Origin of the sequence: Variovorax sp. SRS16 (assembly GCF_901827165.1) — a bacterium.
In the GTDB taxonomy this organism is placed as follows: Bacteria; Pseudomonadota; Gammaproteobacteria; order Burkholderiales; family Burkholderiaceae_C; genus Variovorax.
The window spans coordinates 1,350,174-1,362,859 of the sequence record NZ_LR594666.1; the positions used below are offsets into that span (position 1 = coordinate 1,350,174).

7 protein-coding genes are annotated in these 12,686 nt (G+C 64.5%); 4 read left to right on the top strand and 3 right to left on the bottom strand.

Annotated elements, in window-relative coordinates; all coding sequences use genetic code 11:
- Positions 1-118: 118 nt before the first annotated feature.
- The 3 genes from E5P2_RS37660 (at position 119) to E5P2_RS06550 (ending at position 1,879) form a co-directional block, all read left to right on the top strand.
- Positions 119-406: a hypothetical protein gene (locus tag E5P2_RS37660; protein ID WP_232080595.1), complete on the top strand. Its 288-nt coding sequence runs from the start codon at positions 119-121 to the stop codon at positions 404-406.
- 60 nt (positions 407-466) lie between these two features.
- Positions 467-1,186: a sugar transferase gene (locus E5P2_RS06545; RefSeq protein ID WP_162566333.1), complete on the top strand. Its 720-nt coding sequence runs from the start codon at positions 467-469 to the stop codon at positions 1,184-1,186.
- A gap of 81 nt (positions 1,187-1,267) precedes the next feature.
- The gene (locus E5P2_RS06550; protein ID WP_232080596.1) at positions 1,268-1,879 is read left to right on the top strand and encodes an SOS response-associated peptidase family protein; all 612 of its coding nucleotides are present in this window, start codon (positions 1,268-1,270) and stop codon (positions 1,877-1,879) included.
- A gap of 164 nt (positions 1,880-2,043) precedes the next feature.
- Here E5P2_RS06550 and E5P2_RS06555 read toward each other — a convergent pair whose 3' ends face one another.
- From E5P2_RS06555 to E5P2_RS06565, 3 genes are all read right to left on the bottom strand, one after another.
- A complete protein-coding gene (locus E5P2_RS06555; protein ID WP_162566335.1) occupies positions 2,044-8,562 on the bottom strand; it encodes a non-ribosomal peptide synthetase in 6,519 nt (2,172 codons plus the stop codon).
- 66 nt (positions 8,563-8,628) lie between these two features.
- Entirely contained in the window at positions 8,629-10,479 is a 1,851-nt protein-coding gene (locus tag E5P2_RS06560; RefSeq protein WP_162566336.1) for a non-ribosomal peptide synthetase, read from the bottom strand.
- Between the two features lie 310 nt (positions 10,480-10,789).
- Complete coding sequence (locus E5P2_RS06565) at positions 10,790-11,059, bottom strand: hypothetical protein (protein WP_162566337.1); 270 nt, start codon at positions 11,057-11,059, stop codon at positions 10,790-10,792.
- 791 nt (positions 11,060-11,850) lie between these two features.
- On the opposite strand from E5P2_RS06565, the gene E5P2_RS06570 reads away from it, so the two are divergent.
- Positions 11,851-12,651 carry a hypothetical protein gene (locus tag E5P2_RS06570; RefSeq protein WP_162566338.1) on the top strand — a complete coding sequence of 267 codons (801 nt, stop codon included), beginning with the start codon at positions 11,851-11,853 and terminating at the stop codon, positions 12,649-12,651.
- Positions 12,652-12,686 lie beyond the last annotated feature (35 nt).

Below are 12,686 nucleotides of genomic sequence, written 5' to 3' on the forward strand. Positions count from 1 at the left end.
ACAAGCAAGCTCTTCAGGTCGAAAGAAGACCAGGAAAGAGCCCGACGGCCTACAAGCCCGCGGCGCATACGGGTCCAACTTGCTTTCTCCGTATTCAATGCATCCAAAGGAAACGACGATGAAAAAGCTATTGATTGTTCTTGCGACTTGCGCCATTTCTTCCGTTGCGACAAGTCAGCCCGTCGATTCGCAGCGAGAAGACCGCGACATGGAGCACCGAGCCTTGGTGCAGCGTGCGCTGGATCAACGCGACAGGGGGCAACGCGAGATGGATCGCCATGAAATGGAGCGTGGCCAAAGAGATCGGAATGGGATGGAAGAGCATTCCCGCAGGCACAAGGTCTGGGTACCCGCCCATCGCGAAGACGATGGCCGCCGTGTGCGCGGCCACTATGACTGGCGCTGAAACCAGTGCATCGGTACGCGCATTCCAATGCGAAGCGCTCATTGTCCATTGGAGCGTTCGATGTTCAGACCCGAATCAGATACCGCCGATGATCCGCAGCGACGGTCGCTCTGGCAGGCCTCGGATGGCAGCACCGCACCGGAAGCTCTCGCGCGATCTCTCACGCGCTCGCAGAAACGCCTCAAGCGCTGCGTCGACATCGTCGGGGCGGCTGCGCTCCTGATCGTGCTCAGTCCGGTGTACCTTGCCTTGTGCGTGGCGGTGCAGGCGAGCATGGGCCGCCCCGTGCATTTCTGGCACAACCGGGTCGGCGAGGGCGGCAAGCGCTTCCGGTTCTACAAGTTCAGGTCGATGTTGCGCAACTCTGAAGGGGTGCTCGAGGAATACCTGAGCCGCAACGACATGGCCCGCACGCAGTGGGACACTTTCCAGAAGCTGGAAGCGGACCCCCGCATCACGTTCCTGGGGCGGCTCATCCGCAAGTCGAGTCTCGACGAACTGCCCCAGCTCTGGAACGTGCTGAAAGGTGACATGAGCCTGGTCGGTCCCCGGCCTTGCATGGAGCGCCAGCGAAGCCTGTACGGGCAGCACTGGGGCCACTACTGTTCGGTCAAACCGGGCATCACCGGTCTGTGGCAGGTGAGCGGGCGCAATCGGCTCTCGTACGCACAACGCGTCGCACTGGACGTCGAATACGTTCGTCGCTGGTCGCTCTGGCTCGACATCAGGATTCTTTTGAGGACGGTCAGAGCCGTGGCCTTCGGCGAGGGGTCGGGTTGACCTTGAACGACGGCCCCATCGCGCTCATCGCTCATGTGTGACAGCTACCACCTGCTGAATCATTGGCGCCACGATGCCGGGATGCGTCGCCTCGGGGTGCCGCAGTCGCCGCCGCCCGAGGGCCCTGCTGCGCGCCTCGACTGCGCGCGCAGCACCTGGGCGTCGATCGTGCGAAACGCCCCTCTCCATGCACTGCAGATCGAAAACAGGCGATGGGGCTTCCATCGCCACTACCCCGGCCGGGACGACCGGGCACAGCCCTTCAAGCGCGAACTGTTCATCGCCGACGCGACGCAAGTCACCCAGCTGCCGAGCTTCAGGGCCGGATTCGCCTGGCGGCGCTGCCTGATTCCGATGTCTTCGTGGAGCGAGCGACAGGATACCGACGGCAAGAAAGCGCTCGTCGAGGTCTCACTGCCCGAGCGGCCCGTGTTCGCGGTCGCCGGGTTGTACGAGACCTCGCAGGACATCCGCACCGGCATGTCCGTCGACACCTTTGTCGTTCTGACGGTGACGCCCGAGTCGTTCCTGCGCGGCGCCAGGCACGCAATGCCGCTGGCGCTCGAAGAGGAAGACTACCTGCCGTGGCTCGATGACCTCGAAGCTGCGCGCCATCTGGTGCGAAGCAAGACCAAGGATGGCGTGGGCCGCACACAGGCCATCAAGTCCCGGAGGGCCCAGCTGTTCGGTTAGCACGTTCGCTCAGCAAGCGTCGTCGATGCTGAAAGAGGCGCGCGGCCTCGAGAGAGGCTGGTGCCCGTTCGCCGCGCTTCCTGCTCAGAGCCAAGGCGTGCCGGCTCGCCCATCGCGATCACCGCCAGCGCTTCGGGGCGCCGCAGGATTCTGCAAGCCCTTCGCTAGGACTTGAACAGGCGCTTGAACCACCCGGGAGTCTCTGGCGCCTGAACCGGTTTTCGCTCGGGCAGCTCGATGTCATGGGCGAGCTGGGCCAGGGATTCAAAGACCATCCGTCGGGCTGCCAGCCGAACGCCGCTGGTCCGCTGAAAGGCGACGACGATCTGGCCGACCTGCAGGGAGTCGCCGCCGAGGTCGAAGAAGTTGTCGAGGCGAGAGATCTCGGCGCTGTCCACCTTCAGCAGCTCGCTCCAGATCCTGGCCAGCGCCATCTCCGCCGGCGTGGCAGGGGCGTGGCCCGCAACCGCATCCGTCCGCTGTTCGATTCTGGGCGCGGGCAACGCATGCCGGTTGATCTTCCCGTTGGGCAGGAGGGGCAGGGCCTCGAGCGCGACGAAGTATTGGGGCAGCATGTAGTCGGGCAAGCTCAGCCTCAGGTGATCCCTGAGGGCCGGCGTGTCGAGCGCGCCGCCGCGCGCCACGACATAGGCCACCAGCCTGGCGTCCCCGGGGCGGTCTTCGCGCGCGATGACCAGGCACTGCAAGATGGTCGGGTGCAATTGCAGGCGCGCTTCGATCTCGCCGAGCTCGATGCGATGACCGCGCACCTTCACCTGGAAGTCGAGTCGCCCCTGGTGCTCGAGCAGGCCGTCGTGGCGCCAGCGCCCGCGGTCGCCGGTTCGGTACAGCCGCGCCTGCGGGTGCGGGCTGAACGGGTCGGGGATGAAGCGCTCGGCGGTCAATTCGGGTTGGCGCAGATAGCCCGACGTGACACCGTCGCCACCGATGAAGATCTCCCCGGACACGCCAGCCGGGCATCGATGGCCCTGCGCATCTAGCACGTGGATGCTGGTGTTGGCGATCGGGCGGCCGATTGAAATGGTCTGCGGCTGCGACGGCACCTTCCAGCAGGTGGACCACACCGTGGTTTCGGTCGGGCCGTACAGGTTCCAGAGTTCGCCGGTTCGCTCCGAGAGCTGCTCGGCCAGGTGAGGGCTGAGGCTCTCGCCACCGACCAGCGCCTTGAACGACGGCGAGCCGGTCCAGCCGGCATCGATCAACATGCGCCAGGTCGCCGGCGTCGCCTGCATCACGGTGGCGTGGGCCTGATCGATCAGGGTCCGGAGCGCGTCGCCGTCGACAGCCTGCTCCCGGGTAGCGAGCACGACGGTGGCGCCGAGAAGCAGCGGCAGCAGCAGTTCCAGCACCGCAATGTCGAAGCTCAGCGTGGTCACGGCCACCAGCACGTCATGCGCCTCGAGCCCGGGCTCGTTTCGCATCGACAGCAGGAAGTTCACCACCGCGCGGTGCGGCACTGCGACGCCCTTGGGTTTGCCGGTGGAGCCGGAGGTGTAGATGACGTACGCGGGATCCTCCGGCCGCGCGTCGAGGCCGCCGTCGGGCGGCAGCGGCGTTTCGGGATGGGCCATCAGCTCGGGCTGCGCCTGGTCCAGCAGCAGCATCGGCAACTCGATCTCCCGCCACAGGCCTGCGAGATCCTGTTCGGTCAGCAGCAGCGCCAGCGCTGCATCCTGGGCCATGTCGTGCAGCCGCTGCAGCGGGTAAGCCGGGTCCAGCGGCACATAGGCGCCTCCCGCGCTCAGGACCGCGAGCTGCGCGACCACCATCGCCGGCGACCGCTCGATGCACAGACCCACCAGGGCGCCTCGTTGCACGCCGCGGGCGCGCAGCGCGTGGGCGAGGCGATGCACGCGCGGCCAGAGCTCGGCATGGCTCAGCGCGGCGCCGGGCATCTGCATGATGGCGATGCCGGCCGATTCGTGCCGTACGCCGAGAAGCTCGTGAACCGTCAGGTGGTGCGGGTATGCGGCGTCGGTCTGGTTCCAGCTCGCCAGCCTTGCCAGTTCCAGGGGGCTGGCCGCCGAATGGTCGTGCAGCGGCCGCTCCGGCTGCTGAATGAACAAGTCCAGCAGATGCATGTAGTTGTCCAGCATCGCCTGCGCGGTCGCGGGCGCGAAGAGCTCGGTCGAGTAGCTCAATGACAACGAGTGCTCGCACTCGGTGTCGATCGTCAGTGCCAGGTCGAACTGCGCCGCGCGCAGGTTCAAGGGCAGGAAGCTGGTGTCGAGGCCTTCGAGCTGCGGCGTCTTGCGGGGCGTGTTCAGTACGTTGAACATCACGCGAACTTCCGGGGCCCTGGCGCCGGGCGCCTGCTTGTGCAGCTGGTCCATCAGGTAGTCGAAGGGAATGTCCTGGTGGGTGAATGCCGACAGGCAGGTTTCCCGGACCTGCTGCGCCAGGTCCATGAAGCTTTGCGCCGGCCGGACGTGGGCGCGCAGCGCCAGCGTGTTCACCAGCGAGCCCACGAGCCGCTCGGACTCGACCCGGGTACGTCCTGCAATGGGAGTCCCCACCACGACGTCTTCCTGCCCGCAATAGCGCGACAGCAAGGCCTGGAACGCGGCCAGCAGGGTCATGAACGGCGTCAGCCCGAGTCCGCTGCCGAAGCGCTTGACGCCGGCGAGCCAGCCTTGCGGAAAGTCCCGTCGAACGCGGTCGCCCTGGCTGGTGAGGCGCTGAGCCGCCGCCGTATCGGAGCTCAGGTTCAAGGGGCTCATGTCGGCGAGTTGCCGCAGCCAGTAGCGCGTCTGGCCGGCGAGCAGGTCGTCGTTGATGTGTCCCCGCTGCCAGCTTGCGTAGTCGATGAAATCGATCGCCCGGGGTTTCGGGGGCGTCGCCAGGCCCCGCAATTCGGCCGCATACAGGTCCTGAAGCTCGCGCAGCAGGATGCCCCACGACCAGTCGTCGCCGATGATGTGGTGCATCACCAGCACGAGGACGTGGTCGTTCTCATCACGCTCGATCAGGACGAATCGATGAAGGGGCGTCGACGCCAGGTCGAAGGGCTCCGAGGCGATGCGTGCAGCCTGTTGTTCGAGCTCGACGTCCCGCTCGGCCTCGGGAACGGCCGACAGCGAGAGGTGGATCAGGTTGGCCGGCTGCGCCGCGCCGACGAAGGCCATCGGTTCGGTGTCGCCGAAGCCGTAGGTCGTGCGAAACGACTCGTGGCGCGCGACCAGTTGATCGAGCGCCCGTTGCAGCGCGACTTTGCCCAGCGGCCCGCGCAGGCGCAGCGAATCGCGCATGTTGTAGGCCGCGCCCTGCGGGTCCATCTGGTTCAGCACCCACATGCGCCGCTGAGAAAACGACACCGGCAACGGCCCGGTCCGCGGCAACGCCACGATGGGCGCCAGCGGCGTGGCGCGGGCGGCACCAGGGTCCGAGGCCAGGCTGCCGATGGTCCGGGCCATCTCCTCGATCGTCGGCTGCTCGAAGATCCCGCGCAGTGGCAGCTCGATCCGAAGCGTCGCACGGACCCGGGACACGATCTGCATGGCGAGCAGCGAATGGCCGCCGAGGTCGAAGAAGTTGTCGCGCACGCCGAAGCCGGATTTGTCCAGCACACCGGTCCAGATGTCGAGCAGCGCGGATTCGATCGGCGATCGCGGCGCGACCAGATCGGCAACCGATGGAGCGGTATCGGGATCGGGAAGCCGGTTGCGGTCGAGCTTGCCGCTGGTCAGGCGCGGCAGCTCGGACAAGAACATGAACACGCTCGGAATCATGTAGTCGGGCAGCCGCGATTTCAGCGCCGAGCGCAGGGAGCCTGCATCGGCCGACCCCGTCCGGACCACGTAGGCGACAAGCTCCTGGCGGCCGGGGGTGGTCTCGCGCAGGAGCACCGCGCTCATCCGCACGCTGTCGCAGGCGGCGAGTGCGGACTCGATCTCGCCGAGTTCGATGCGCAAGCCGCGCAGCTTGACCTGATGGTCGTTGCGCCCGATGAACTCCACCACGCCGTCGTGCAGCCAGCGCGCCAGGTCGCCGGTACGGTACATGGTCTCGCCGGGACGGAACGGATTGGGCACGAAGCGCTCGGCCGTGAGGTCCGGGCGATTGCGGTAGCCGCGTCCCACGCCATGGCCGCCGATGTACAGCTCGCCCGCCACATTGACGGGCTGGGGCTGCTGCTGTGCATCGAGGATGTAGAGCTGCCCGTTGGCAATGGGACGGCCGATTGGCACGAAGAGGCGGTCCGGCGGCTGCTCGCCGACTTCATACCAGGCGCTGTCCACGGTCGCTTCGCTGGGCCCGTAGAAGTTGCCGAGCCTGACGCTCGGCAGGATTCGCCGGAATGACAGCGCGAGCGCGCGATCCATGGCTTCGCCGCCGCTCAGCACATAGCGAAGACTCGGGCACTCCATCCCTTCGAGTTCATTCAGCATCACACGCAACTCGGACGGCACGAACTGGACCACGCTGATGTCGCTCTCACGGATCGCTTCGGCCAGCAAGCGCATGTCCTGATGCACATCGGGCTGCGCGATCACGAGCGTCGCGCCAGAGGAAAGGGTCGAAAAGAATTCCCAGGCCGATGCGTCGAAGCTGACCGCAGTTTTCTGCAGCACGCGATCGCCTGGCGTCAGCCCGAGTGCATCGTTCATCCACTGCACGTGGTTGCTCAAGCCGCGATGCATCAATTGCGCGGCCTTGGGCTTGCCCGTGGAGCCGGAGGTGTAGATCAGGTAGGCCAGGTGGTCCGGTTGCGTGAGATCGGTCAGCGCCGGCAAGGGATCGGGCACCCTCTCTCCGCCGTGGTCCGGCACTTCGATGATCTTCGACGCCTGGGCCGGGTCGAGTTGTCGCAACCGGTCGGCAAGGTGCGACTGTGTGAGCACGAAAGCGGGCGCCGCATCGGCCAGCATGCCTTGCAGCCGCTCGGGCGGATGGTCGGGATCGAGCGGCAGGAAGGCGGCGCCCGACTTGCAGATGGCGAGCAGGCCGACGACCAACCCGAAGCAGCGCTGCATGCAAAGTCCAACGACAACTTCCGGGCCGGCTCCCAGGGTGCGCAGCGCATGCGCGAGCTGCTCCGACAGCGCATCGAGTTCGCGATAGGTCATCCGCATCTGGCCGAAGCGCAACGCGATGGCATCGGGCGTCCGCATCGCCTGGGCGCGAAACAGCGCGTGCACGGGTTGGTCGTGCGGATGGGTGCGCGACTGCGCGTTCCAGTCGACCAGCAGCAGCTGCCGCTCGGCAGCATCCATCAGCGGCAGACGGTCCACCGCGCAGTCCGGATCGGCCACGATGGCCGCCAGGAGATGGCGCAAGTGGGCTGCCATGCGAGCGATGGCCTGTGCCTCGAACAGGTCGGTGCGGTACTCGATCGCGGCGTCGAGATGGTCGCCGGACTCCGTGACGGTCAGCGAGAGGTCGAACTTGGAGGTTTCCGAGCGCACGTCCAGCCGTTCGCTTCGCAGTCCATCGAGATGGAGTGCGCGATCCGCGAAATTCTCCAGTGCGAACGAAACCTGGTACAGCGGGTTTCGGCTGGCGTCGCGTTCCGGATTGAGTTCGACCACCAGGCGATCAAAGGGCATGTCCTGGTGGGTCAGCGCCTCGAGCGTGCTTTGCCTGACCCGCTGCAGCAGCTCGGTGAATCCGGGCCGGCCCTGGAGATCGCCGCGAATGACCACGGTATTGACAAAGTAGCCGACCAGGTCGCGCACTGCCGCATCATCACGGCCCGCCAGCGGGACGCCCACCGCGATATCGGTCTGGCCGCTGTAGCGCGCCAGCAGCACATGGAAGGCTGCCAGCAGGGTCATGAACAGCGTCGATCCCTGCTGCCTTGCGAGCGCCCGCAATGCCGTGGAGAGTTCGGAGTCGATGCCGAAGGGCAGCGTCCGCCCCGCGAAGCCGGCTTGCGAGGGGCGGGCCTTGTCGGTGGGCAGTTCCAGGGTGTGCAGATCGCGCAGCTTCGTACGCCAGTAGTCCAGCTGGGCTTGAATGCCGCCGCGTTCGTAGCGCTGGCGTTGCCGCAGGGCATGGTCGGGAAACTGCAGCGACAGAGCCGGAAGGACGCAAGCATCGCCGCGCAAGGCGTAGAGCTGCGCGAGTTCGCGGTGGATCACGCTCATCGACCAGCCGTCCGCCACGATGTGATGCACCACCAGCACGAGCAGGTGATGATCGGGCGCGATCCGCAGCAGCTCGGCGCGCAGCAGGGGCGCGCGGGACAGATCGAAGGGCTGGGCGATGCAGGCAGCGACATGCTGCGCGAGCACCGCATCCGTGCCGTCGTTGGGCGCCGGCTCCGAGCGGGCAAGGTGGAACCGCTCCTGCGCCTGCGATGCCGGCACGACTTGCTGTACCGGTCCTCGCTCCGTCGCGAGAAAGGCTGTGCGCAGGCTGGCGTGGCGCGCGACGAGCGCTTGCAGGCTGCGTTCCAGGCGCTCGGCATCCAGCGGGCCCTGCAGACGGGTGACCGAATGGATGTTGTAGGCGGCGCCGCCGGTGGCCAACTGATCGAGAAACCATAAGCCTTCCTGCGCGAAAGAAAGGGGCGCGTCGTCGCTCGGCGGGTTCGCCTTGGACATAGATGGATGGGCGCGCTGCTGCTGCAGTTTGCGTGCAAGCAGGCGCCGCCGCGCATCGGGCGTGTCTGTGTCGAGCTGGTCTGAAATGTCGTGATTCGGGATTGGCGAGGTGTTCATGGGAGATCGGTTTCACTGGCTCGGAAAATCGGACACGGTTGTGCTTGCGGCACGAATTCCTGCGCCTCAGGGCCTTTGCAGCAAGCGGGCCACTTCTTCGTCGCTCAGCGCGTCGACCTCGGCTTGCAGGGCATCGCTCAGCGCGTCGGCTTCGTCGATGGCGGCCTGCACGACCGCGGCAAAGCCGCCAACCGTTGGCGCGGCCAGCAGGGCCGATGCAGACGAGTCCACTCCCCAAGCCTGCTGGACCGCTTGCGCCACCCGCACCGCCGACAACGAGTCGCCGCCCAGGGCGAGGAAATTCGCGTCGCACGTGGTCACCGGCCGATTCAGGATGCGGGCAAAGAGCGCGGCGATGCGCGCTTGCAGCGGTGTAAACAGCATGGCCGTGAGAGGTGACACGACGAATTCTTGGATCTGCTCGTGCAAGCAGCGGCGACGCACCTTGCCATTCACCTCGGTGGGAATTTTCTCGAGCACGTGGATGCACGCGGGAATCTTGAAGTCGGCGATGGCCCCGAACAGCGAGGCCCGCAAGGCCTGCGGATCGGCCGCCGTGCCGCCGGCCAGCACCACCGCGGCATGCACGTCCTCGCCCAAGGTCGGGTGCGGCGCGGGATAGGCCACGGCCTCGGCGACATCGGGCAACCGCAACAGGGCGCGCTCGACTTCCAGCGGCGCGATCTTTTCCCCGCCGCGATTGATCAACTCCTTGCTGCGCCCGGTGAGAAACAGGTAGCCGTCCTCGTCGAACCAGCCCAGGTCGCCGGTGAGAAACCAGCCATCGAGGAAGGCCTCGACGTTGGTGTCGGGCGCGTCTTCGTAGCCGGCGAACACGGCGGGTCCGTGCGCGATCACCGCACCGGCCTGCCCCGCCGGGAGTGCATGGCCTTCGTCATCGATCACGCGCAGTGCGGCTCCGACGGGGCGGCCGACGGAGTCGGCCTTTCGCACACCCGGCGGCAACGGATTGCTTGCCAGTTGGGTGGCTGTTTCGGTCATGCCATAGGACTGGATGACGGGCACGCCCCACGCATCCTCCATGCGGCTCAGCAGTTCCGCGGGCAGCGTCGACGAGGCCGAGCGAATCAGCCGCAAGCTGTGTGCCGGCATCGCTGCGCGGTCGCGGGTCAGTTGCTCGACAGCGGCATGGTGGACGGTGGGAGAAGCGGTGTACCAGGTGGGGCGAAATTCGCGGACCCAGCGCAGGAATTCCGAAGCGTCGAAAACCGGCGCGCACACCACGGACGAGCCGGCGGCGAGGGGAGTCAGCAGCCCGCCGACCAGACCATGGCTGTGATAGGCAGGCATCACGCACAAGGCACGATCTTCCGGACGCAGGTCAAGGTGTTGCGCGATGTGGTGCGCGGAACGCACGAGCTGCTGTTGGCTGAGTGGAACGCGCTTGGGCTTTCCGGTCGTGCCCGATGTGAACAGGACGAAAGCCGTATCGCCGGGTTCGGGCCAGGGTGCATCGACATCGGGTAAATCTTTGGAAGGGCCTTCGAGCAACTGTTGTGCGTTGAAAGCCAGAGTGGCCAGTCCAAGCTTCTGGGCGAGCCGCACGGGAAGGGGGTCATCCGGCAGCCCCACGACGGCATCGGCGTTGGCGTCGCCGAGCAGGGCCAGCAGTTCAGGCTCGGTCAGCCCGATGTGCAGCGGAATGCAGACGGCGCCGCAAGCGATGGCCAAGCAGCAGAGGGCCAGCTCCATCCCGGCCGGCATGAGCACGGCGATGCGGGCGGCGGGCGCGATGCTGCGGGACGCCAGCCATGGCCGCGCGCCCTGGACGGTGGCGAGCAATTGCGCGTAGCTGATGGTCTGGAATCCAGGCGCCAGCAGAGCGATCGCCGAAGGCCTCAGGCGAGCATGGAGCGCGAGTTGTTGAGAGAGTGTGGAGACTTCGAGGCCAGGCAATACATTCTCCATCGACCAGAAGTCGATGCCATCAGTGGACTTGTGGATGACCTTATTCGATGCGGTGCATGGCGGGCGCAACTTTCATCGATTGGTATTTGACTTTCGCGCAGGGGCGTGCAGCGCCGGGTCTTCGGGACGGGATCGACTGCGTAGAGAACGGCACCGAGACGTTTTCTCGATGAGGTCAAATACCGATACCTGCGCAACTGGCTGATCAGAAAACGATTCCTCAAGCGTGCCTCCTGACATGTACAAAAAACCTCGTGACACCTGCCAAAGGCCCGATCCTGCCCCTTCATTGCAGCTCTCAAAGAATCTGAAAGCCACTGTCCCCTGTGTGCGGTCTAGATTCATAGTCCCGAAGCCAAGCGCGGAGGCGCTCTGGAACGGCTGAATGGGCCGCGGCGCGAGATCCGAATTGACCGGCCAAGGCAATTCGGCACATCAACTCACCGTCCTTACGAATATCGGCGTGATAGCTGCGCATCTCGCCTGTGCCCGCGATATCTAAGAGTTCAACATCCCAGCCCGGCGTCCAGAAAAGCCGGCTCGCGCCATCGTGCTCGATGGATTCCATGATGAGTGCCCTTGGTTTGCCAAATCGATGCTGCTATGTGCAGCGTGCCGGGGATTGATATCAATTTTCCCGGCCTACGGTGTAGTCCAACCGCGCGTGGCACATGCGAAATTTGCGCACTTGGCGCTACTGCTTGCACGTGGATGCATCGGCTGACGCCTGCTTACGTCTGCAAGGAGCCGAGATGATTCGGACGTTCGCTCTACGCTGACAAACTAAACGAGCGCAGGCGCAGGCGCAGGCGCAGGCGCAGGCGCAGGCGCTGAGAAATGTACTGCTGGCGCGGCGAGTCCTGCGCAGCAGCATGGCACGGCCGAGTCGGCCGGCCCCGCGGTCAGACAGTTTGAGCTTTCGATGCGCGTTGGCCGTTCGGTCGCGATCGCACAGGGGACCGGTGGCGTCGACGTCGCCGTTGCACGGCCGGTACGCCAGCGGCGAGCCTGCCGGTGATCTCGGCGCGGAACTCGGGATTCACCCCGACGGTTCCTTTGATGCATTGGAGGCGCGACAGGAAGCCGAGATCTCGCTTCGCGCAGGCCACCCCAATCACGTCGCTGGCAGTGCTTCCTCACGGCTTCCGATTTGTCCGCTCGGCATCTCAGAGGCTCGGTGGAGGCGCACTGGAGTTCATGACGAATCGCCCATGCACGAAGTCGAGTTGTTGTCTTACAAGCGCCCATCGCGCCATGTACGAAAACAGCATTACATGGGAGTTTGTCACATGCATCGCTCCCATAGATATATCACGGTATTTTTGTTAGAAGGCATCTGGTCGAATTCTTGGGATCAATTTGACAAAATTGGAGATTATTTTGCCCGCCATTTCGATTTCATTTCCATTCTTTGTCGAAAAGCAGATGCCGGCGTACATTCAAATTGGTGATTTGCTGCGGATGCTTTTGTCTGGTCGACCAGAATTGACGACTTGCAATTTCTGTCAAACGGTGAACGATGGAAGCGAAAAATCCTGCGCAGGTTGCGGATGGAAATTGCAAAAATCCTTTGAAAATTCAAGCGCAATCAGTTCATTTTCATCTGGATTTTTAAAAGAAGCAAATCTCTCTGCATTGGCTTCGAATGCGCTCCGAGTCGTACTTGTGCCGCTTCTGATATTTGCGGGATTTGGTTTTTGGTTCTTGTTTCATTCGACTGCGCGCTGGGCGCCTGATCCGTTGATGGTTCCGTCAATGGTACTTCCGAGAGAAATAACGCCAAGTACTGCGCATGAGATCGAGAAGGAAAGCGTTATTGAGTCAGCTGCTTCAAAATATGCAATTCTAGGCGACCGCTCGGACGCAAGGAAAGAGGAGGAAGCAGTAGGTTTGACGGAGGCCAAAGCTGGAATCATAAAAAAATCGATCTCGCATCCGGCCTACAAGTCAAGGCCCGGAAAGCTCACATCCTCTCGCGGTATGTCGCCAGCATATCAAGGCTTTCGAAAGCCATCCCCGGGATGCGGCAGCCTCAATTTCCTTGCGCGTGCGATCTGCATCAATAACCGATGCGCTGAGCCTCACCCTGCTCAGCAGTTGCAATGCCGTGACGCCGTTCGACAGCGTCGGATTGATGAGGCGCGCCGAAATTCACTTTAATAGAGAAATGCCGGGCTTGTCGATGGACCGATCTC